This window comes from Streptomyces sp. NPDC006384 (genome assembly GCF_042870695.1).
GTDB lineage: Bacteria > Actinomycetota > Actinomycetes > Streptomycetales > Streptomycetaceae > Streptomyces.
In genome coordinates this window covers 13,348-34,214 of record NZ_JBIAHR010000016.1, presented here as the reverse complement: position 1 = coordinate 34,214, position 20,867 = coordinate 13,348, and the positions used below count along the sequence as shown (strand labels likewise).

At 72.2% G+C, this 20,867-nt stretch carries 17 protein-coding genes; 9 read left to right on the top strand and 8 right to left on the bottom strand.

Annotation, left to right across the window (positions count from 1 at the left end):
- The first annotated feature begins 166 nt into the window (after positions 1-166).
- The 5 genes from ACFYOJ_RS22140 to ACFYOJ_RS22120 all read left to right on the top strand — a co-directional run bounded on the left by ACFYOJ_RS22140 (position 167) and on the right by ACFYOJ_RS22120 (position 5,723).
- The gene (locus tag ACFYOJ_RS22140) at positions 167-919 is read left to right on the top strand and encodes a DUF3710 domain-containing protein (RefSeq protein WP_356558046.1); all 753 of its coding nucleotides are present in this window, start codon (positions 167-169) and stop codon (positions 917-919) included.
- Between the two features lie 273 nt (positions 920-1,192).
- A complete protein-coding gene (locus ACFYOJ_RS22135; RefSeq protein WP_356558047.1) occupies positions 1,193-3,742 on the top strand; it encodes a sensor histidine kinase KdpD in 2,550 nt (849 codons plus the stop codon).
- Positions 3,736-4,452: a response regulator gene (locus ACFYOJ_RS22130; RefSeq protein WP_356558048.1), complete on the top strand. Its 717-nt coding sequence runs from the start codon at positions 3,736-3,738 to the stop codon at positions 4,450-4,452. The genes ACFYOJ_RS22135 and ACFYOJ_RS22130 overlap by 7 nt, the downstream gene beginning before the upstream one ends.
- 92 nt (positions 4,453-4,544) lie before the next feature.
- A complete protein-coding gene (locus ACFYOJ_RS22125; RefSeq protein ID WP_356558049.1) occupies positions 4,545-4,943 on the top strand; it encodes an OB-fold nucleic acid binding domain-containing protein in 399 nt (132 codons plus the stop codon).
- 3 nt (positions 4,944-4,946) lie between these two features.
- Positions 4,947-5,723, top strand: coding sequence for a DUF3159 domain-containing protein (locus tag ACFYOJ_RS22120; RefSeq protein WP_356558050.1), 777 nt, complete (start codon positions 4,947-4,949; stop codon positions 5,721-5,723).
- A 127-nt stretch (positions 5,724-5,850) separates the two neighbouring features.
- On the opposite strand, the gene ACFYOJ_RS22115 is transcribed toward ACFYOJ_RS22120, so the two are convergent.
- Complete coding sequence (locus ACFYOJ_RS22115; RefSeq protein WP_356558511.1) at positions 5,851-6,528, bottom strand: TrkA family potassium uptake protein; 678 nt, start codon at positions 6,526-6,528, stop codon at positions 5,851-5,853.
- Complete coding sequence (locus tag ACFYOJ_RS22110) at positions 6,528-7,199, bottom strand: TrkA family potassium uptake protein (protein ID WP_356558512.1); 672 nt, start codon at positions 7,197-7,199, stop codon at positions 6,528-6,530. The genes ACFYOJ_RS22115 and ACFYOJ_RS22110 overlap by 1 nt, the downstream gene beginning before the upstream one ends.
- Positions 7,200-7,715: 516 nt before the next feature.
- Here ACFYOJ_RS22110 and ACFYOJ_RS22105 point away from each other — a divergent pair.
- Both ACFYOJ_RS22105 and ACFYOJ_RS22100 read left to right on the top strand, forming a co-directional pair.
- A complete protein-coding gene (locus ACFYOJ_RS22105; protein ID WP_356558513.1) occupies positions 7,716-9,788 on the top strand; it encodes an APC family permease in 2,073 nt (690 codons plus the stop codon).
- A gap of 64 nt (positions 9,789-9,852) precedes the next feature.
- Positions 9,853-11,205 (top strand): class I SAM-dependent RNA methyltransferase, encoded by a 1,353-nt coding sequence (locus ACFYOJ_RS22100; protein WP_356558514.1) that lies wholly within the window; start codon positions 9,853-9,855, stop codon positions 11,203-11,205.
- A 362-nt stretch (positions 11,206-11,567) separates the two neighbouring features.
- On the opposite strand, the gene ACFYOJ_RS22095 is transcribed toward ACFYOJ_RS22100, so the two are convergent.
- The 5 genes from ACFYOJ_RS22095 to ACFYOJ_RS22075 form a co-directional block, all read right to left on the bottom strand.
- Positions 11,568-12,302, bottom strand: a complete 735-nt coding sequence (locus tag ACFYOJ_RS22095) for a DJ-1/PfpI family protein (RefSeq protein ID WP_356558515.1) — start codon at positions 12,300-12,302, stop codon at positions 11,568-11,570.
- A 58-nt stretch (positions 12,303-12,360) separates the two neighbouring features.
- Positions 12,361-12,969 (bottom strand): DJ-1/PfpI family protein, encoded by a 609-nt coding sequence (locus tag ACFYOJ_RS22090; protein WP_356558516.1) that lies wholly within the window; start codon positions 12,967-12,969, stop codon positions 12,361-12,363.
- Between the two features lie 84 nt (positions 12,970-13,053).
- Positions 13,054-13,701 (bottom strand): DJ-1/PfpI family protein, encoded by a 648-nt coding sequence (locus ACFYOJ_RS22085; RefSeq protein WP_356558517.1) that lies wholly within the window; start codon positions 13,699-13,701, stop codon positions 13,054-13,056.
- Positions 13,702-13,870: 169 nt separating this feature from the next.
- The gene (locus tag ACFYOJ_RS22080; RefSeq protein WP_356558518.1) at positions 13,871-14,818 is read right to left on the bottom strand and encodes a helix-turn-helix domain-containing protein; all 948 of its coding nucleotides are present in this window, start codon (positions 14,816-14,818) and stop codon (positions 13,871-13,873) included.
- 444 nt (positions 14,819-15,262) lie between these two features.
- Positions 15,263-16,693: an endo-1,4-beta-xylanase gene (locus ACFYOJ_RS22075; protein ID WP_356558519.1), complete on the bottom strand. Its 1,431-nt coding sequence runs from the start codon at positions 16,691-16,693 to the stop codon at positions 15,263-15,265.
- Positions 16,694-17,449: 756 nt separating this feature from the next.
- Between ACFYOJ_RS22075 and ACFYOJ_RS22070 the strand changes: the two genes are divergently transcribed.
- Complete coding sequence (locus tag ACFYOJ_RS22070) at positions 17,450-18,874, top strand: non-reducing end alpha-L-arabinofuranosidase family hydrolase (RefSeq protein WP_356558520.1); 1,425 nt, start codon at positions 17,450-17,452, stop codon at positions 18,872-18,874.
- 244 nt (positions 18,875-19,118) lie between these two features.
- On the opposite strand, the gene ACFYOJ_RS22065 is transcribed toward ACFYOJ_RS22070, so the two are convergent.
- Positions 19,119-19,346 (bottom strand): DUF5133 domain-containing protein, encoded by a 228-nt coding sequence (locus ACFYOJ_RS22065; protein ID WP_356558521.1) that lies wholly within the window; start codon positions 19,344-19,346, stop codon positions 19,119-19,121.
- Positions 19,347-19,601: 255 nt separating this feature from the next.
- On the opposite strand from ACFYOJ_RS22065, the gene ACFYOJ_RS22060 reads away from it, so the two are divergent.
- Positions 19,602-20,858 carry a cytochrome P450 gene (locus ACFYOJ_RS22060; RefSeq protein WP_356558522.1) on the top strand — a complete coding sequence of 419 codons (1,257 nt, stop codon included), beginning with the start codon at positions 19,602-19,604 and terminating at the stop codon, positions 20,856-20,858.
- Positions 20,859-20,867 lie beyond the last annotated feature (9 nt).

Below are 20,867 nucleotides of genomic sequence, written 5' to 3'. Positions count from 1 at the left end.
GTGGGGGTGCTGCCGGGCGGGGCGGGGGCCGATGGGGGCTGGGGGCCCCCGGGCGCCCCCGCGGGCCCGCACGGTGCGCGGGCCACACGGGGGGGGGCCGCCGAGGGCGGCCCGACGGGTGGGAATCGATACGCTTCGGTCGTATCCGACCGGGAAGGACAGTGACGTGTTCGGACGTCGCAAGAAGAGGGATGCCGCCGAGGGCGCGGCCGGCGAGGCCGAGCAGGTCGTCGACAGCGTCGGCACCGAGGCGGACGAAGAGCGCGAACGCGTGCGGCTCGAGCCCGGACCGCGGCCCGACGGGCCCTGGGACAGCACCGAGGTCCGTGACCCGGGCGAGGGGCGGGTGGACCTGGGCGGCCTGTTCGTCCCCGGCGTCGACGGCATGGAACTGCGCGTCGAGGTCGCGGGCGACGCGATCGTCGCCGCGACGGTCGTCCTGCGCGACAGCGCCATCCAGCTCCAGGCCTTCGCCGCTCCCAAGCGCGAGGGCATCTGGGCCGAGGTGCGCGAGGAGATCGGCTCCGGCATCACGCAGCAGGGCGGCATCGTCGACGAGGTCGAGGGACCGCTCGGCTGGGAGCTGCGGGCCCAGGTGCCGGTGCAGCTGCCGGACGGCACCAGCGGCTTCCAGGTCGTGCGCTTCGTCGGCGTGGACGGTCCCCGCTGGTTCCTGCGCGGAGTGATCTCCGGCCAGGGAGCGGTGCAGCCGCAGGCCGCCGGTCTGCTCGAGCAGATCTTCCGGGACACCGTCGTGGTCCGCGGCGACGGCCCCATGGCCCCCCGCGACCCCATCGTCCTCAAGCTCCCGAACGACGCGCAGATGATCCCCGAGAGCGCCCAGCAGGAAGAGGGCTCCCGCTTCGCCGGCGGCATGGGCCAGCTCCAGCGCGGCCCGGAGATCACCGAGGTCCGGTAGGACCCGGCACGTTCTCACGCACGGACCGCCGTACACGGACCGTCGTGCACGTACAGGGAGGGCCGCGCTCCGCGAGGGGCGGCGGCCCTCCGCCGTCGGGCCGCCCCGCCGGGCTCCGGACGGCGGGACGGGGTGATCGTCGAGCAGCCGTGCTCCCCGCGTCAGAGTTCCGTCAAAGAGCACCGGCATCCCTCCCCCGCCCCTTTTCGCCGCGATCGCCGCCCGTAGGGTCGACGCTGCGCAGTCGGCAGTGACCGGAAGACCAAAGAGACCATGGGACGCGGCAAGCTTCGGATCTACCTCGGCGCGGCGCCGGGCGTCGGCAAGACGTACGCGATGCTGTCCGAGGCCCACCGGCGCGTGGAGCGGGGCACCGACTGCGTGGTCGCCTTCGCGGAACACCACGGCAGGGCACGCACCGAGGCGCTGCTGAGCGGCCTCGAACAGGTGCCGCGCAGGGAGCTGGAACACCGGGGCGCCCGCTTCACGGAGCTGGACCTGGACGCGGTCCTCGCCCGTGCCCCCCGGGTCGCCCTCGTCGACGAGCTGGCCCACACCAATGTCCCCGGCACCCGCAACGCCGAGCGGTGGCAGGACGTGGAGGACCTGCTGGCCGCCGGGATCGACGTGATCTCGACCGTCGACATCCAGCACCTGGAGTCGCTCGGCGACGTCGTCGAGTCGATCACCGGGGTCCGGCAGCGGGAGACCGTGCCGGACGAGGTGGTGCGCCGCGCCGACCAGATCGAGCTGGTCGACATGTCGCCGCAGGCGCTGCGCCGCCGTATGGCCCACGGCAACATCTACCAGCCGGACAAGGTCGACGCGGCCCTGTCCAACTACTTCCGCCCCGGCAACCTCACCGCCCTGCGCGAGCTGGCCCTCCTGTGGGTGGCCGACCGGGCCGACGAGTACCTGCAGCAGTACCGCAGCGAGCACCGGGTGTCGAGGATCTGGGGCTCGCGCGAGCGCATCGTGGTCGGTCTGACCGGCGGCCCCGAGGGCCGGACGCTGATCCGCCGGGCCGCCCGCCTCGCCGAGAAGGGCGCGGGCGGCGAGGTGCTCGCCGTGTACATCGCCCGCAGCGACGGCCTGACCTCCGCCTCGCCGAAGGAGCTGGCGGTGCAGCGCACCCTGGTGGAGGACCTCGGCGGCACCTTCCACCACGTCCTCGGCGACGACATACCGGCCGCCCTGCTGGACTTCGCCCGCGGCGCCAACGCCACCCAGATCGTCCTCGGCTCCTCGCGCCGCAGGACCTGGCAGTACGTCTTCGGCCCCGGCGTCGGCGCCACCGTGGCCCGCGACTCCGGCTCCGACCTCGACGTGCACATCGTCACGCACGAGGAGGTCGCCAAGGGGCGCGGACTCCCGGTGGCCCGGGGCGCGCGCCTCGGACGTTCCCGGGTGGTGTGGGGCTGGCTGGCGGGGCTCGGCGGGCCGGTGCTGCTGACGCCGGCCCTGGACACCGTCCACCTCGGGCTCGCCAACGACGTCCTGCTCTACCTGGCGCTGACCGTCGCGGCGGCCCTGCTCGGCGGCCTGTACCCGGCCCTCGCCTCGGCCGCGGTCGGGTCCCTGCTGCTGAACTGGTTCTTCACCCCGCCCGTCAACCGGATCACCATCGCCGACCCGAGGAACATCCTTGCGCTCGCCGTCTTCGTGGGCGTCGCCCTCTCCGTGGCCTCCGTCGTCGACGTCGCCGCCCGCCGTACCCACCAGGCCGCCCGGCTGCGCGCCGAGTCGGAGATCCTCTCCTTCCTGGCGGGCGACGTGCTGCGCGGCGAGACCAGCCTGGAGACGCTGCTGGAACGGGTCCGCGAGACCTTCGGCATGGACTCGGCCGCCCTGCTGGAGCGGGAGAGCGACGTGGCGCCCTGGACCTGCGCCGGCCGGGCAGGCCTCGGCCCGCCGGTGGAACGCCCGGAGGACGCCGACGTGGACATACCGGTCGGCGACCACATGGCGCTCGCGCTGACCGGCCGGGTCCTGCCCGCCGAGGACCGCCGGGTGCTGGCCGCCTTCGCAGCCCAGGCCGCCGTCGTCCTGGACCGGCGGCGCCTGCGCGAGGAGGCCGACCGGGCCCGCGCGCTCGCCGAGGGCAACCGCATCCGCACGGCGCTGCTGGCCGCTGTCAGCCACGACCTGCGCACGCCGCTGGCCGGCATCAAGGCGGCGGTCACGAGCCTGCGCTCCGACGACGTGGCCTGGTCCGAGGAGGACCGGGCCGAGCTGCTGGAGGGCATCGAGGACGGCGCCGACCGCCTCGACCACCTCGTGGGCAACCTCCTCGACATGTCCCGCCTGCAGACCGGCACGGTCACGCCGCTGATCCGGGAGATCGACGTCGACGAGGTGGTGCCGATGGCGCTCGGCGGGGTGCCCGAGGGGAGCGTCGAGCTGGACGTCCCGGAGACGCTGCCCATGGTCGCCGTCGACGCCGGGCTCCTGGAGCGGGCGATGGCCAACCTGGTGGAGAACGCCGTCAAGTACAGCCCGCCCGGCCGCACCGTCCTGGTGGCCGGCAGCGCCCTCGCCGGCCGCGTCGAGGTACGGGTCGTCGACCGGGGGCCGGGCGTTCCCGACGACGCCAAGGACCGTATCTTCGAACCCTTCCAGCGCCACGGCGACGCCCCGCGCGGGGCCGGCGTGGGACTGGGCCTCGCCGTGGCCCGCGGCTTCGCCGAGGCGATGGGCGGCACCCTGGACGCCGAGGACACCCCCGGCGGCGGCCTCACCATGGTCCTCACCCTCCGCGCCGCCGCCCCGCACACCGACCCCCACCCCACCACGACGGCGGAGAGGCAGGCCTCCCGATGCTGAGCCCGACCGGGGAGACCCCCAAGGTCCCCACGAGGGTGCTCGTGATCGACGACGAGCCGCAGATCGTGCGGGCCCTCGTGATCAATCTCCGGGCGCGCCACTACGAGGTGGACTCCGCCCACGACGGCGCCACCGCGCTGCGGGCGGCCGCCGCCCGCCACCCCGACGTGGTGATCCTGGACCTCGGCCTGCCGGACATGGACGGCGTCGAGGTGATCAGGGGCCTGCGCGGCTGGACCCGGGTGCCGATCCTGGTGCTGTCCGCCCGCCACTCCTCCGACGAGAAGGTGGAGGCGCTGGACGCCGGCGCCGACGACTACGTCACCAAGCCCTTCGGCATGGACGAACTGCTGGCCCGGCTGCGGGCCGCCGTCCGCCGGTCCGAACCGCTCCCGGGCGGCGAGGGCGACGTGAGGGTGGAGACCGACGGCTTCACCGTCGACCTGGCCGCGAAGAAGGTCAACCGCGAGGGCCGCGACGTACGCCTGACGCCCACGGAGTGGCATCTGCTGGAGGTGCTGGTGCGCAACACCGGCCGCCTGGTCGGCCAGAAGCAGCTGCTGCAGGAGGTGTGGGGGCCCTCGTACGGCACGGAGACGAACTACCTGCGGGTCTACATGGCACAGCTGCGCCGCAAGCTGGAGGCGGACCCCGCGCACCCGCGGCACTTCATCACCGAACCCGGCATGGGCTACCGCTTCGAGAAGTGAGGCGCAGGAGTGTACCGAAGCGGAGGGAGTTGCTCCGGTAGCGGGGTCCGAGGGGGTGCATGGCTGTCGGCGGGCCCCGGTACGCTTCAGGTATGAGTGCTGCCCCGCGATCCGACAAGCCGGTGGGCCGGTTCCGGCGCATGCTCGACCGGCTCTCCTCCTCCCAGGAGGACCTGGAGTCGGAGGAGCTGCGGGAGGACGCCGACACCGCCGGCTGCACACGCATCGGAGACTGTCAGGACCGTCAGGTCGTCACCGTCACTGGTACCTTGCGCACGGTCACACTGCGTCCGCGTGCGGGCGTCCCGGCCCTGGAGGCCGAGCTCTTCGACGGCACCGCCGCCCTGGACGTCGTGTGGCTGGGCAGGCGTTCCATCGTGGGCATAGAACCGGGGCGCAGGCTCATCGCATCGGGCCGGGTCTCCATGAGCCGGGGCCGCCGGGTGCTCTTCAACCCGAAATACGAACTGAGACCTCTCGGACGGGAGTAGCCGGTGACGCCCCTCGACAAGCCGACCCAGGACACGGAGAAGGACGACGCCCGGGCGGTGACGGAGGCCGCGCTGTTCGAGGCGTTCGGCGGCGTGCGGGGCATGGTCGAGACGGTGCTGCCGGGGCTGCTCTTCGTCACCATCTTCACGATCAACAACGACCTGCACATGTCGGCGATCGCGGCGCTGGCCGTGTCGCTGGTGCTGGTCGTGGTCCGGCTGGTGATGAAGGACACCGTCAAGCACGCCTTCAGCGGCGTCTTCGGGGTGGCCTTCGGCGTGGTCTTCGCGATGATGACCGACAACGCCAAGAACTTCTACCTGCCCGGCATGCTCTACACGCTGGGGCTGGGCGTCGCGTACATCGTCACGACCCTGGCCGGGGTGCCCCTGATCGGCCTGATCCTCGGCCCGGTCTTCAAGGAGAACCTCTCCTGGCGCACCCGCAACCCCGGCCGCAAGAAGGCCTACGCCAAGGCGAGCTACGCCTGGGGCCTGATCCTGCTCGCCAAGTGCGCGATCCTCTTCCCCCTGTACTGGTGGGCGGACACCGAGCAGCTCGGCTGGGTCCTGGTCCTCCTGAAGATCCCGCCCTTCCTGCTCGCCGTCTGGCTGACCTGGGTCTTCCTGGCGAAGGCGCCGGCCCCCATCGACGTGTTCGCGGAGATGGAGGCGGCGGAGAAGGCCGAGAAGGCGGAGAAGGCCGAGAGGGAGGGACGGGCGACGGCGGAGCACGGCGACCCGGCCGACCCCTCCGGCGGCAGGCACCGCAAGGCGTAGCGGCCGCCCGCGAGGCACGAAGGCGTACGGGGGGGGGGGGGGGGGGGGGGGGGGGGGGGGGGGGCGCGGCGCGCCCCCCCCCCGCCCCCCCCCCCCCCCCCCCCACCGCCGTACGCGTGGGCGGGGCTCAGCCCGCGGTGTCGGTGCGCCGCGCCGACAGCAGGTCCTCCAGCTGCTCCTCGCGGGCCTGCGCCGCCACGAACAGCAGCTCGTCGCCGGCCTCCAGGGAGTCCTCCGGGGACGGCGTCAGCACCCGGGCGCCGCGGATGATCGTGACCAGCGAGGTGTCCTCGGGCCACTGCACGTCACCGACCTGCGTGCCGGCCAGCGCCGACTCCTCGGGCAGCGTCAGTTCGACGAGGTTGGCGTCGCCGTGGCTGAAGCGCAGCAGCCGGACCAGGTCGCCGACGCTCACCGCCTCCTCGACCAGGGCCGACATCAGGCGCGGGGTGGAGACGGCGACGTCCACGCCCCAGGACTCGTTGAAGAGCCACTCGTTCTTCGGGTTGTTCACCCGGGCGACGACCCGCGGAACGCCGTACTCCGTCTTGGCCAGCAGGGAGACGACCAGGTTGACCTTGTCGTCGCCCGTGGCGGCGATGACGACGTTGCAGCGCTGGAGCGCTGCTTCGTCCAGGGACGTGATCTCGCACGCGTCGGCGAGCAGCCACTCCGCCATCGGCACGCGCTCGACCGAGATGGCGGTCGGCGCCTTGTCGATGAGCAGGATCTCGTGGCCGTTCTCCAGCAGCTCGCCGGCGATCGAACGGCCGACCGCGCCGGCTCCGGCAATGGCGACCCTCATCAGTGACCGCCCTCCTCTTCGGGACCCTCGGCGAACGCCGCCTCGACCTTGTCGACCTCGTCGGTGCGCATCATCACGTGCACCAGGTCGCCCTCCTGCAGCACCGTCTGCGAGGACGGCAGGATCGCCTCCCCGAGCCGGGTGAGGAACGCCACGCGCACGCCGGTCTCCTCCTGGAGCCGGCTGATCTTGTGACCGACCCAGGACGCCGAGGTGTGCACCTCGGCGAGCTGCACACCTCCGGTGGGATCGCGCCACAGCGGCTCGGCGCCCGAGGGCAGCAGCCGGCGCAGCATCTGGTCGGCCGTCCAGCGGACGGTGGCGACGGTGGGGATGCCCAGGCGCTGGTAGACCTCGGCGCGGCGGGGGTCGTAGATGCGGGCGGCGACGTTCTCCACGCCGAACATCTCGCGGGCCACGCGGGCGGCGATGATGTTGGAGTTGTCACCGCTGGAGACGGCGGCGAAGGCGCCCGCGTCCTCGATGCCGGCCTCGCGCAGGGTGTCCTGGTCGAAGCCGACGCCGGTGACGCGGCGGCCGCCGAACGAGGAGCCCAGGCGGCGGAAGGAGGTGGGGTCCTGGTCGATCACCGCGACCGTGTGCCCCTGCTGCTCCAGGGTCTGGGCGAGGGCGGAACCCACGCGCCCACAACCCATGATGACAATATGCATCGCGTCACACCGCGCTTCCTACGGGCCCTGCGACCTCAGGGAATGTCGTGCTCATGTCTCTCTTTCGGCTCGCCTGGCGACATGTGGCGGCCAGTGTGCGGGCCGCAGGGGACATCATGCCGGTGCGCGTCGGCCGTGACCCCCCTCGGGGCCCCGGCAGCCGTGCTCACCCCTGCCCGTTCCACGCGCCGGCATGCCCGGAAGAGCGCGGGAATCGTCTCATCCCCCGGCCGACGACCCCCGGCGGCCGATGCTGCGGACGCTGGCAAGAGTCAGGAATCCGAGGCCCACGAGCGCCGCGGCGGCGCCGACGAGTTCTGCGGACAGGTGCATGGAACCTCCGGAAGGCGCAACGGCACAGAGGGGGACGGTGGTTTGTCATATAGGCACGCGAGCTTCCCGGCCTGCGGAATCCGCAGCCGCACCACCCGCCGAATTCACCCGTAGAGCAGACGCCGGGCGGATCGGGGGTGGCGGGTGGGCGGGCCCCCGTTCGAACGCTTACGATCCTCTGTTGTGTCCAAACTGACCGACGTGCCCAAGCGCATTCTCATCGGGCGCGCACTGCGCAGTGACCGGCTGGGGGAAACGCTCCTGCCGAAGCGCATCGCCCTCCCCGTCTTCGCCTCCGACCCGCTCTCCTCCGTGGCGTACGCCCCCGGCGAGGTGCTGCTGGTCCTGTCCATCGCGGGCGTGTCGGCGTACCACTTCAGCCCCTGGATCGCGGTCGCGGTCGTCGTGCTGATGTTCACGGTGGTCGCTTCCTACCGGCAGAACGTGCACGCCTACCCCAGCGGCGGCGGCGACTACGAGGTGGCCAACACCAACCTCGGGCCGAAGGCCGGCCTGACGGTGGCGAGCGCGCTGCTGGTCGACTACGTCCTGACCGTCGCCGTGTCCATCTCCTCCGGCATCGAGAACCTCGGCTCCGCGGTCCCCTTCGTCGTCGAGCACAAGGTCTTCTGCGCGATCGCCGTGATCCTCCTGCTCACGCTGATGAACCTGCGCGGTGTGAAGGAGTCCGGCAAGCTCTTCGCGATCCCGACGTACGTCTTCGTCGGCGGCGTCTTCATCATGATCGTGTGGGGCGCGTTCCGGGGACTGGTGCTCGGGGACAGCATGCGCGCGCCCACGGCGGACTACGAGATCAAGCCGGAGCACCAGGGCCTGGCCGGCTTCGCGCTGGTCTTCCTCCTCCTGCGGGCCTTCTCCTCCGGCTGCGCCGCGCTCACCGGCGTCGAGGCCATCTCCAACGGCGTCCCGGCCTTCCGCAAGCCCAAGTCGAAGAACGCGGGCAACACCCTCGCGATGATGGGCCTGCTCGCCGTCACCATGTTCTGCGGCATCATCGCGCTGGCCGCCGCCACCGACGTCCGCATGTCGGAGAACCCGGCCAAGGACCTCTTCCACAACGGCGTCCCGGTCGGCGCGGACTACGTCCAGCACCCGGTGATCTCGCAGGTCGCCGAGGCCGTCTTCGGCGAGGGCAGCTTCCTGTTCATCGTCCTCGCCGCGGCCACCGCGCTGGTCCTCTTCCTCGCCGCGAACACCGCCTACAACGGCTTCCCGCTGCTCGGCTCGATCCTCGCCCAGGACCGCTACCTGCCGCGCCAGCTGCACACCCGCGGCGACCGGCTCGCCTTCTCCAACGGCATCGTGCTCCTGGCCGGCGCGGCCATGCTCCTCGTCGTCGTCTACGGCGCCGACTCCACCCGCCTCATCCAGCTCTACATCGTCGGCGTCTTCGTCTCCTTCACGCTCAGCCAGATCGGCATGGTCCGTCACTGGAACCGCCACCTGGCCGCGGAGAGGGACCAGGCCAAGCGCCGCCACATGATCCGCTCGCGGGCCATCAACGCCTTCGGCGCCTTCTTCACCGGACTGGTGCTCGTCGTCGTCCTCGCCACCAAGTTCACGCACGGCGCGTGGGTCGCCCTGCTCGGCATGTGCATCTTCTTCGCCACGATGACCGCGATCCGCAAGCACTACGACCGCGTCGCCGAGGAGATCGCCGCCCCCGAGGAGACCGAGGAGCCCGGACAGGCCCCCGACGACGACCTGGTACGCCCGTCCCGCGTGCACTCCGTCGTCCTGATCTCCAAGCTCCACCGCCCCACCCTGCGCGCCCTCGCCTACGCCAAGCTGCTGCGCACGGACTCCCTGGAGGCGCTCAGCGTCAGCGTGGACCCGGCGGAGACCAAGGCGCTGCGCGAGGAGTGGGAGCGCCGCGGCATCGACGTACCGCTGAAGATCCTGGACTCGCCGTACCGCGAGATCACCCGGCCGGTCATCGAGTACGTCAAGAGCCTGCGCAAGGAGTCGCCGCGCTCCGCGGTCTCCGTGATCATCCCCGAGTACGTGGTGGGCCACTGGTACGAGCACCTGCTGCACAACCAGAGCGCGCTGCGCCTCAAGGGGCGGCTGCTGTTCACCCCGGGCGTCATGGTCACCTCCGTCCCCTACCAGCTGCAGTCCTCGGAGGCGGCCAAGCGGCGCGCCCGCAAGCGGCAGGACTGGAACGCGCCCGGCGCGGTGCGGCGCGGACCCGCCCACCACGACCGGTCGAAGGAGTCCACGCCGTCCACGTAGACTGGTCGGCTGTTGTCCTTCCGACGCCTCCCTTTGTCGTCCCGTTCTCTGGAGTCACCCCGCCATGCAGGCAGAACCGAAGAAATCGCAGGCGGAGCCGTCCGCGGTGTCCCTGGTGGGGGAGGAGTACGAGGTCGAGATCGGCCCCGTCGCCCACGGCGGCCACTGCATCGCCCGCACCTCCGAGGGGCAGGTGCTGTTCGTCCGGCACGCCCTGCCCGGTGAGCGGGTCGTGGCCCGGGTGACGGAGGGCGAGGAAGGCGCACGCTTCCTGCGCGCCGACGCCGTCGAGATCCTGGACGCCTCCAAGGACCGCATCGAGGCGCCCTGCCCCTTCGCCGGCCCCGGCCGCTGCGGGGGCTGCGACTGGCAGCACGCCAAGCCGGGTGCCCAGCGGCGCCTGAAGGGCGAGGTCGTCGCCGAGCAGCTGAAGCGCCTGGCGGGCCTCACGCCCGAGGAGGCCGGCTGGGACGGCACGGTGATGCCGGCCGAGGGCGACAAGGTGCCCGCCGGACAGGTCCCCTCCTGGCGTACGCGCGTGCAGTACGCCGTGGACGACGAGGGCCGCGCGGGCCTGCGCAAGCACCGCTCGCACGAGGTCCAGCCGATCGACCACTGCATGATCGCCGCCGAGGGCGTCAGCGAACTGGGCATCGAGCGGCGCGACTGGACGGGCATGGAGTCCGTCGAGGCGATCGCGGCGACCGGCTCGCAGGACCGCCAGGTCATCCTCACCCCGAAGCCGGGCGCCCGGCTGCCCATCGTGGAGCTGGACCGCCCGGTCTCCGTCATGCGCGTCGGCGAGAAGGACGGCGGCGTCCACCGCGTCCACGGCCGCCCCTTCGTCCGCGAGCGCGCCGACGACCGCACCTACCGCGTCGGCAGCGGCGGCTTCTGGCAGGTCCACCCGAAGGCCGCCGACACGCTGGTCCGCGCGGTCATGCAGGGCCTGCTCCCGCGCAAGGGCGACATGGCCCTCGACCTGTACTGCGGCGTCGGCCTCTTCGCGGGCGCCCTCGCCGACCGCGTCGGCGAGACGGGCGCGGTCCTCGGCATCGAGTCCGGCAAGCGCGCCGTCGAGGACGCCCGGCACAACCTCGCCGGCTTCGACCGCGTCCGCATCGAACAGGGCAAGGTCGAGGCGGTCCTGCCGCGCACGGGCATCGACGAGGCCGACCTCGTCGTCCTGGACCCGCCCCGCGCGGGCGCCGGCCGCAAGACGGTGCAGCACCTGTCCTCCCTGGGCGCCCGCCGCATCGCCTACGTCGCCTGCGACCCGGCCGCGCTCGCCCGTGACCTGGCGTACTTCCGGGACGGGGGGTACCGGGTGCGGACGCTGCGGGTGTTCGACCTGTTCCCGATGACGCACCATGTGGAGTGCGTGGCGATCCTGGAGCCGGTTGCGAAGGGTTCCTGAGCTGCGGTTCTGTGCGTGTGCGTTGTGTGCGGTGCGGGTGTTGCGGGTGATGTCCTGGCCGCGCTGTCGCCGTACTCCGGTGGGTTGGGCGTGCGGCGGAGAGGCTCTCGGAAGGCGGGGCGGGCCGTAGGGGCTCCGGTGCCTGAGGAGGGGCTTCAGGTCGTCGGGGTGTGGCTCGGGAATGGCGGGCGGTCGGGGCGAAGCGCTGAGTTCCGCCACCGCCACCGTCACCGCCGTCGCGCCGCGGTCATGCGGCCCGCGCCTGTGCGCAGACGTGGGTCGCACGGAGCCGGACGGACGTCGGCCGTCGGTGCGCGACGGTCCTGAGCCGGGCCGGTGGCCGGGGGAGTTTCTACAGGTCGTCAGGCATTGTCCCGGTGCGCTGTCCAGACGGTGCCCCGGGCCTCGTACTCCAGCATGCTCTCCAGGCCGAGTGCGGCGTCGACGCCGAGTTCGCGGCGGACCAGCCGGAGTGCGAGCTCCAGGCCGGAGGTGACGCCCCCGGCGGTGACCAGGTCGCCGTCGTCGACGACGCGGGCGTTCTTCAGGACCCCGCCCTGACGTTCCAGGTCGGCCCTGGCCCGGTGGTGGGTGGTACAGGGCCGGCCGACGGTCAGGCCGGCGGCGGACAGGAGCATCACGCCGGTGCACAGAGCGCTGACGGTGAGCCCCGGCCGGGGGGCCCGTGCCAGTGCCCGGGGCAGGGCTCCTCGCTGGATCTCGGCCCAGACTCCGGGGTCCTCACGGCGGGCGTAGCCGCCGCCGGGGACGACCAGGATGTCGGCTTCCTCCGGGGCCCAGGCGTGGTCGGCGCGCAGACGGGTGCCGTAGGCGGCGGTGAGGGTACGAGGGCCGTCGAGGGCCACGTAGCGGACTTCGACGCCGCGGTCGGTGAAGTGGTCGGACGCGGCGAACACCTCGTAGGGGGCCGCGAGGTCGAGTTCCTCGACGCCCTCGAAGAGCACGACATGTACCCGGAGGGAGCCGGAGCCCTCGCGTCGGAGCGGTGCTGCGGCGGAGCGGTGCGCGGGGGCGCCGGCGGCGATGCCGGCGGCGCCGAGGGCGGTCGCGGTGTGCAGGAGGGTGCGTCGCTTCACGGGGCGTCTCTTCACGGGTCGTCTCTTTCCGGGTGGTCGGCGAGGAAGGGGAAGGTCCTCAGCGGGCGAGGGGCTCGTCGGCGAGGTAGGGGGGTGCGGGGTCGTACTGGAGCTCACGTCTCACGGCGCGCGCGTGGTCCCGGCCGTGCAGGTGTCCGACGAGCCAGAGGGCGCTGTCGATTCCGGCGGACACGCCCTGGCTGGTGAGGAGGTTGCCGTCGACGACGTACCGGGGTTCGGACAGGACGGTCACGTCCCCGCGGGCGGCCAGTGTCTCCTCGTACCGCCAGTGGGTGGCCACGCGGCGGCCGCGGGCAGGGCCGGCGGTGTGGAGGAGGAAGGCGCCCGTGCAGACGCCGACGACCCAGTCGGCCCGCTCGGCCCGGTCGGCGATCCACTCGGTGACACGTGGGTTGTGCGGTCCGGCCTCCCGGGCTCCGGATCCACCGGGGACGAGCAGGACGTCCAGGGGCGGGTGGTGGTCGAGTACGTGGTCCGGCAGGATCCGCATGCCGTTGGCGCAACGCACCGGGTCGGGGTTCTCGGCGAGCAGCAGAACGGTGTCGGCGCCGTCGCGCAGTGCCGCGGAGGTGGTGAAGACCTCCCACGGTCCGGTGACGTCGAGTTCCTCGGCGGTGTCGAAGAGGAGAATGCCGTACGTGGTCATGGCGTGGCCGTTCGTGAGAGGGGACGGGGTTCCGCGTCCGTGTGACGGAGGGGGTGGGGAAAGAGGGGGAGAACGGGGGTGCCGTCAGCGGCTGTTGACGATGCCCCGGCGTTCGTACTCCAGGACCTGCTCGGCGGACAAGGCCGTGTCGGGGCCGAAGAACCGCTCCAGGAGCCGGATTCCGAGGTCGATGCCCGAGGTGACGCCCCCGCAGGTGACGAGGTCGCCGTCGTCGACGACCCTGCCGCCGACCACGTTTCCGCCCTCCCGGCGCAAGGCGTCCCGGGCGATGTGGTGGGTGGTGCAGCGGCGCCCTGCCGTCAGGCCCGCCGCCGACAGCAGCATGGTGCCCGTGCACACGGCGCCGAGGACGAGTCCCTTTCTGGGGGCCGCCGCGAGGGCCCGGGGCAGGACGCCCCGCCGGATCTCCCGTCGGAGCCCGGAGCCGTCGCCGTATCCCGCGCCGGGCACGATGATCACGTCCGCCGAGCGGGGCGACCAGGCGTCTCGGCATACGATCTCCATACCGGCGGCCGTCGTCACCCGCCGGGGACCCTCGGCATGGACGAAGGACTGGGCGACGAGCTTCTCGCCGGCGATGCCGAGCACCTCCACGTGACCGGCGAAGTCCTGTTCCTCGGCACCGTCGTACAGGACGGTGTGGACGCGCAGCGGGCGCGAGCGCGGGGGAGTGGCTCCGGGGCGCGAAGTCGCGTGGGTGCGGGCGGACATGGGTCCTCCGGGAGGGGCGGCGGCGAGGTGTCCGAGGCCGTCGGGACGTGGGGACACGCCCAGTCTTGCGGCGGGGAGGGACCCGTGAAACGGGCACGCGTGCCGCTGGTGCGCAAGATGCGGCCAACCGTCTGCCGCCTGCCGCCTGCTGCCTGCCGTCTCCCGCCGCTCAGACGCGGAAGGCGGCCCGGTAGGCGGACGGTGTGGTGCCGACCTGTCGTGCGAAGTGATGGCGCAGCGTCTCGACGGAGCCGAATCCGCACTCCTCCGCCACCCGGGTCAGCGGCAGCGCCGTCGTCTCCAGGAGTTCCCGGGCGCGCTGGACGCGCTGCGCGAGCAGCCAGCGCAGCGGCGTGGTCCCGGTCTGGGCGCGGAAGTGCCGGGCCAGGCTGCGGCGGCTCATCATCGCGTGTGCGGCGATGTCGGCCAGGCTCAGAGGCTCGCCGAGCTTGCCGCGCATCCACTGCAGGGTGTCACCGAGGTCGGTCGTGTCCTCCTCGGGCGCCCGGTACTCGATGTACTGCGCCTGTCCTCCCGTTCGTTGGGGCGGCATCACCAGCGTGCGCGCGGCCCTCGCGGCCATCGCCGCGCCGAGGTCACGGCGGATCATGTGCAGGCACAGGTCGAGCCCGGCGGCGATACCGGCCGAGGTGAGGATCCGGCCCTCGTCCACGTAGAGCACCGAGGGGTCCACACGCGTGCCCGGGAACTGGTCCGCAAGCACGTCGGCGAACCGCCAGTGGGTGGTCGCGCGGCGCCCCTCCAGGAGCCCGGCGTGGGCCAGTGCGAAGGCTCCGGTGCAGATCGAGGCGATGCGGGCCCCGCCGGCCGCGGCCTCTTGTAACAGCCGGAGCGCCCGCGGAGAGGGGACCCGGTCGTGCGGGATGCCGGGTACGACGACGGTCCCGGCGCCCAGGGCGTCGTCCCAGCCGTACGAAGAGGAGATCCGGAACGGCTCGACCGGGCCGGCCGTCGCCGTCACCGACCGGTCGGCGCAGACACGCACCTCGTAGGCCGGTGTTCCGTCGTCGTCCGTGGGGATCGCGAACGCCTGGCAGGGGATGGCGAGATCGAGGGCTGACACCCCGTCGAGTGCGAGAACGGCGACCACGTGCATACGCCGGGAGCCTACGTGGTCGCAAGAGCGGCTCGGCGGGCGGATTGCAGAGCGGGACGGGGCGGATACCGTCCGGTGTCCTCCGGTGGCGGGCGCCACGCCACTGTCCTGGGCGGACGCGGGGCACAGGGCGTACCGGCCGGCCCGCGGGAGAACCGCCCGAGCCGTCGGCGCGGCTGCGACGCGTCGCCACCGCGCCGACGTCGTCGGGATCGCCGGGCGCCTCTTGGATCCGTTCCCCGTTCCCCGCCTGCCGTTCCCCGTTCTCCGCCCGCCGTTCCCCGTTCTCCGCTCTCCGTTCGCCCGGGAAGCGCGCCGGGCCTCCCACCGGTCATGCGCGAAGACCGGTGGGCCGCACGTCCCGTCGGTGATGCCTTGCCGGGGGCGGGAAGGGCCGCAGCGCGGGGTGCCATCGGTCCGTCCCTGCCCTCGCGGCGGGGTGCGTCAGGTGCGGGTCCAGCGCTGGTTGGCGCCGTTCGAGCAGGAGTAGAGCTGGATCGGCGTGCCGTTGGCGGTGCCGCCTCCGACGGCGTCGAGGCAGAGGCCGGACTGGACGCCGACGATGGATCCGTCGGGGTTGAGGCGCCATTTCTGGTTGTCGCCGCCCCAGCAGCCGTAGATCTGGACCTTGGCGCCGTTGCCGGTGCCGGCGGCGTCCAGGCACTTGTCGCCGTGGACCCTGAGCTCGCCGGCGCCGGTGTACGTCCACTGCTGGTTGGCGCCGCTGTGGCAGTCCCACAGCTGGAGCCGGGTGCCGTCGGTGGCACTGGCGCCGGGCACGTCCAGGCAGCGGCCCGAGCCGACGCCCTTGATCTGCCCGGAATCCGCGGGGGGCGTGGGGGAACCGCCGTCGAGTGCGTCGAGGACGGCGGTGTAGGCGGGCTTCTTGCTGCCGTCGCCGTTGAACAGGAGCGGCGTGTCCTGCGATCGCCAGGAGTCGGTGTCGCGCACGCCCCAGACGGTGATGCCGAGACAGCGCGAGACGGCCAGGCAGTCGTTGGTCACGGCGGCGTAGGCCGAGGCCGGGGCGCCCTGGATGTCGAGTTCGGTGACGGCCACGTCGACGCCGAGGGCGGCGAAGTTCTGCAGGGTGGTGCGGAAGTTGCTGTGGTAGGGGTTGCCGCTGTTGAAGTGGGCCTGGAAGCCGACGCAGTCGATCGGCACGCCGCGCTGCTTGAAGTCCCGGACCATGGCGTACATGGCCTGGGTCTTGGCCGATGTCCAGTTCTCGACGTTGTAGTCGTTGTAGCAGAGCTTGGCGGACGGGTCGGCGGCGCGGGCGGTGCGGAAGGCGACCTCGATCCAGTCGTTGCCGGTGCGTTGCAGGTTGGAGTCCCGGCGGGCGCCCGAACCGCCGTCGGCGAACGCCTCGTTCACGACGTCCCACTGGGCGATCCTGCCCTTGTAGTGGGCCATCACGCCGTTGATGTGGTCGATCATCGCCTGACGCAGCTGGCTGCCGCCGAGGCTCTGCATCCAGCCGGGTTGCTGGGAGTGCCAGGCCAGGGTGTGGCCGCGCACCTGCTTGCCGTTCTGCACCGCCCAGTTGTGGACGCGGTCGGCAGCGGTGAAGTCGAACCGGCCCCGCTGTGGTTCGGTGGCGTCGATCTTCATCTCGTTCTCGGCCGTCACCATGGTGAACTCGCGGTCCGCGATCGCCGTGTACGCCGGGTCGCTCAGTCTGCCCGAGGCGATGGCGGTGCCGAAGTAGCGGCCGCTCTGCGCCGCTGCGGCACCGAGCGTGCTCTCGGCCGCGTGAGCGGTCGGTGGCGTGGCCAGTGCGGTGGCCGGACCCAGGACGCCGACGGCCAGCGCCAGCAGCAGGGTGCGGATCCTTCGGCGGACAACGGGTCCGGGGAGGGCGTACGAGCCCATGACTGTGCCTCCGAGGTAGGGGTCACTGAAGCGCAGGGGGTTGCGTCGTCCGCTCCCTTCGGCAGGTGGACGGACGGGGCGGGACGCGCTGGTGCGGACTTCACCGGAACGGGATGGCGCGGGCGGTCCGGTGCGCGGGCCTGTCGTGCGGTTGTGTGTGGGGGATCTGTCGTGTGGAACGGGTTGCCCGGGGAGCGGCGTGGTGCGAGATGCCGAGCTGCGGCCGGTTTCCCAGACAGGAATGATCGAGCGGTTGACGGTGCATCGTCAATATTTCTGACGAAGAAAGATTCCCCTTGCTCATCGAAAGTTTCGAAGCCGGGTGCATTTGGATGGCGGCCGAAGGTGAACTGGGGCGCGATCCTCTGGAGTGCCCCTGGTCGCTGCGGTGGCCTGTCGAGGTCGAAGGGGGGCGGGCCGTGTCGGTGTGGCGCCCACTTTCGGGGGAGGGGGGTGCTGACGAACGTTTCGGTGGTGTTGGCGATATGTGCGAGAGGTATTGACGCCGTTCTTCGGCTCCCTATCATTCAGGGTGCTCGGCATGACGGCCCTCGTTCGTAATTTCGAACGATTCGAGCCGCCCCTCGCGAGGTGGGGTGACTCCGGGTCGCACCGCCCGGACGCGGAGCCGCGAGGGGCTGTGCGCATGTGCGTGTCATGCCCCTGTCAGCATTTTGATGTCGTTCCGCACCACCGGCCCGGACAACCTCCGACGAGGCCGGCCGGATCCGCCTACCCAAGGTTGGGGAAGTCCCTATGCACAGAGGAAGTTTCGCCCGCAGACATACGTCCGCGGTACTCGCCGCCGCGGTCGCGGTCCTGGCCGCGCTGGCGGCGATGCTCGTCGTCACCCCGGCCCGGGCGGCGGACAGCGGCGCCCTGCGCGGTGTCGGTTCGAACCGGTGCCTCGATGTGCCGGGCGCCAGCCGGACCAACGGCACGTACCTGCAGATCCACGACTGCTGGGGCGGGACCAACCAGCAGTGGACACTGACGGACGGCAACCAGCTCACCGTGTACGGCGACAAGTGCCTGGACGTTCCGGGCCACGCCACCACGGCCGGCACCCGGGTGCAGATCTGGAGCTGTTCCGGCGGTGCGAACCAGCAGTGGCGGGTGAACTCCGACGGCACGGTCGTCGGGGTGCAGTCCGGGCTGTGCCTGGAAACCGCGGGCGCCGGCACGGCCAACGGCACGGCGGTGCAGCTGTGGACCTGCCACGGCGGCAGCAACCAGAAGTGGACCGGTCTGACCGGCACGCCGCCGACGGACGGCACGTGTGCTCTTCCGCCGGCGTACCGCTGGTCGTCGACGGGCGCGCTGGCGCAGCCGGCGAACGGGTGGGCCGCGGTGAAGGACTTCACCACCGTGAAGCACAACGGCAAGCACCTGGTCTACGCGTCCACCTTCGCGGGAACGTCGTACGGCTCGATGATGTTCAGCCCTTTCACCGACTGGCCGGACATGGCGTCGGCCCGCCAGACCGGGATGAACCAGGCCGCGGTGGCGCCCACGCTGTTCTACTTCGCGCCCAAGAGGATCTGGGTGCTGGCGTACCAGTGGGGTGCGTGGCCCTTCATCTACCGCACGTCGAGCGACCCCACCGACCCCAACGGCTGGTCCGCCCCGCAGCCGCTGTTCACCGGGAGCATCCCCGACTCCGACACCGGCCCGATCGACCAGACCCTGATCGCCGACGGCCAGAACATGTACCTGTTCTTCGCCGGTGACAACGGCAAGATCTACCGGGCGAGCATGCCGATCGGGAACTTCCCGGGCAACTTCGGTTCGTCCTACACGACGGTCATGAGCGACACGAAGGCCAACCTCTTCGAGGGCGTGCAGGTCTACAAGGTCAAGGGCCAGAACCAGTACCTCATGATCGTCGAGGCGATGGGCGCGAACGGACGCTACTTCCGCTCCTTCACGGCCTCCAGCCTGAACGGGACGTGGACCCCGCAGGCCGCCACCGAGAGCAACCCCTTCGCGGGCAAGGCCAACAGCGGCGCCACCTGGACCGATGACATCAGCCACGGTGACCTGGTGCGCGACAACCCCGACCAGACCATGACCGTCGACCCCTGCAACCTGCAGTTCCTCTACCAGGGCAAGGACCCTGCCGCGGGCGGCGACTACAACCGGCTGCCGTGGCGGCCGGGTGTCCTCACCCTGCGGCGCTGACCTTCCCGGTCCACGGTGACGTGATGCGGCACGGTCCGCAGGAGGGGCGAGCGGTTCACGGCGCGGACCGCTCGCCCCTCCTGACCGGGCGCCAGGAGCTTCCGCACCGGACTCGTGGATGTCACGGAAGGCCACGTGGTGCCGTCCCGGGTGAAGCGGACTCCCACGAGAACCGTCCCGCCGTCGGAAGCCGGGCGTTGCCTGACGGTACGGCGGGTGAACGCCGGCGGCAGGCGCCGGGGACTCAGGCGGTGAGGAGCGGGCCGGTCGTGGAGCGGGCCCCGGGGACCCGGTGGCGTGCCGCGGCGAGGGCGGAGCCGACGTCACGGGTGCCGGTGGACACGCACAGGGTGTAACTGACGTCGTCCAGGCGGCGCCGTGCCTCCTCGTCACCCTTCTCGGCGTGCAGCGCGCGCAGCGCTTCGTACCGCTCGACCAGGTCCTTCAACACGGCCGGGTGTGCCATCAGCATCAGGGGTCTCCCTTGTCGCCTTGTCGCCGCCACTCACATGGGTCGTACACGGACCCGTGTGCCCCGAGCCCCGGCCCGCAGTCCCCTGGTCTTCCGGGGCGAGGGCGGCCGGGGGAGACGGGTGCGGAGGTCCGCGCGGTGCGCGTCGATCTCCGCACCGACGAGGGACGGTTCCGGCTCCTGGATGCGTTCGACGGCCTCGCGGTCGGCGGACCGGGCCGGTGTCGCGCAGGCCGCCACGGGCACTCCGGGGGCATGAGTCCTCACCGACTGGTTCCCGAGTCCCTGGCCCTGCTGGCCGAAGGCTACGCCTGGCTGCCCGACCTGATGCGCGCCGGGGACGGCACCGCGCTGGAACTCCGCCTCCTCGGACACCCGGCCCTGGCCGTACGGGGCCCCGAGGCGGTCCGCTTCTTCTACGACGAGGAGCACGTCCGGCGCCACGGGGCGCTCCCCGGCCCGGTCCTGAGCACCCTCTTCGGCCACGGCGCGGTCCACACCCTCGACGGCGACGCCCACCGGCACCGCAAGTCGTTCTTCCTGCCGCTGCTGGAGACCGACGCGGTGACGGGCTCGGCCGGGCACGTCGTCGAGGCCTGGGACGAGGCCGTACCGCGCTGGCGGGCGCAGCCGCAGGTGGTGCTCTTCGACGCCGTGGGCAGGGTGCTCACGCGCGGCGTCTGCCGGTGGGCCGGCGTCCCCCTCGCCGAGGACGAGGAGGAGCCGCTGGCACGGGACCTGCTGGCCATGGTGGACGGTTTCGCCACGGCGGGCCCCCGGCACTGGCGGGCCAGGCGGGCCCGTACCCGGCAGGAACAGCGGTTCGCCGCCCTCGTCACCGAGGTGAGGTCCGGCACGGTCCGGGCCCCGGCGGGTTCCGTGCTGGAGCGCGTCTGCCGCCACCGCGACGCCTCCGGTGCCGAGCTGACGCCCCGGATCGCGGCGGTGGAGCTGCTCAACGTCCTCCGCCCCACCACCGCGCTGAGCTGGTTCACGGCCTTCGCCGCGCACGCCCTGCACCGCCGGCCCGAGCACGTGGAACGGCTCCGGTCGGGCGAGGACGGGTTCGCCACGGCGTTCGCCCACGAGGTCCGCCGGTTCTATCCCTTCGCCCCGTTCCTCGGCGGCCGGGTCGTCACCGACCTGACCTGGCAGGGCCGGCACGTCCCGGCCGGCGGCCTGGTTCTGCTGGACGTCCACGGCCAGAACCACGACGAGCGGTTCTTCAAGGACCCGTACGTCTTCCGGCCCGAGCGCTTCCTCGGCCGTCCGCCCGGCCGGGACGAGCTGATCCCGCAGGGCGGCGCGGATCCGCGTACCGGCCACCGCTGCCCCGGCGAGGCGATGACCGTGGGCGTCCTCGCCGCGCTCGCCCAGCGACTGGCGGCCCTGGACCACCGGGTCCCGGCGCAGGACCTGACCATCCCCCTGAACCGCATCCCCACCCGGCCGCGCAGCGGAATGATCATCCAGGTGTCCGGGCGGCACGGGACGGGCGGGTTCACGGGATGAATGCCCCGC

Excerpts from the sequence above, each read along its gene's own strand:
- ACFYOJ_RS22110 (WP_356558512.1), bottom strand. The coding sequence starts at position 7,199 with ATGCATATTGTCATCATGGGTTGTGGGCGCGTGGGTTCCGCCCTCGCC.
- ACFYOJ_RS22115 (WP_356558511.1), bottom strand. The coding sequence starts at position 6,528 with ATGAGGGTCGCCATTGCCGGAGCCGGCGCGGTCGGCCGTTCGATCGCC.
- ACFYOJ_RS22060 (WP_356558522.1), top strand. The coding sequence starts at position 19,602 with ATGAGTCCTCACCGACTGGTTCCCGAGTCCCTGGCCCTGCTGGCCGAA.
- ACFYOJ_RS22080 (WP_356558518.1), bottom strand. The coding sequence starts at position 14,818 with ATGCACGTGGTCGCCGTTCTCGCACTCGACGGGGTGTCAGCCCTCGAT.
- ACFYOJ_RS22065 (WP_356558521.1), bottom strand. The coding sequence starts at position 19,346 with ATGCTGATGGCACACCCGGCCGTGTTGAAGGACCTGGTCGAGCGGTAC.
- ACFYOJ_RS22135 (WP_356558047.1), top strand. The coding sequence starts at position 1,193 with ATGGGACGCGGCAAGCTTCGGATCTACCTCGGCGCGGCGCCGGGCGTC.
- ACFYOJ_RS22100 (WP_356558514.1), top strand. The coding sequence starts at position 9,853 with ATGCAGGCAGAACCGAAGAAATCGCAGGCGGAGCCGTCCGCGGTGTCC.
- ACFYOJ_RS22085 (WP_356558517.1), bottom strand. The coding sequence starts at position 13,701 with ATGTCCGCCCGCACCCACGCGACTTCGCGCCCCGGAGCCACTCCCCCG.
- ACFYOJ_RS22125 (WP_356558049.1), top strand. The coding sequence starts at position 4,545 with ATGAGTGCTGCCCCGCGATCCGACAAGCCGGTGGGCCGGTTCCGGCGC.
- ACFYOJ_RS22070 (WP_356558520.1), top strand. The coding sequence starts at position 17,450 with ATGCACAGAGGAAGTTTCGCCCGCAGACATACGTCCGCGGTACTCGCC.
- ACFYOJ_RS22090 (WP_356558516.1), bottom strand. The coding sequence starts at position 12,969 with ATGACCACGTACGGCATTCTCCTCTTCGACACCGCCGAGGAACTCGAC.
- ACFYOJ_RS22130 (WP_356558048.1), top strand. The coding sequence starts at position 3,736 with ATGCTGAGCCCGACCGGGGAGACCCCCAAGGTCCCCACGAGGGTGCTC.
- ACFYOJ_RS22075 (WP_356558519.1), bottom strand. The coding sequence starts at position 16,693 with ATGGGCTCGTACGCCCTCCCCGGACCCGTTGTCCGCCGAAGGATCCGC.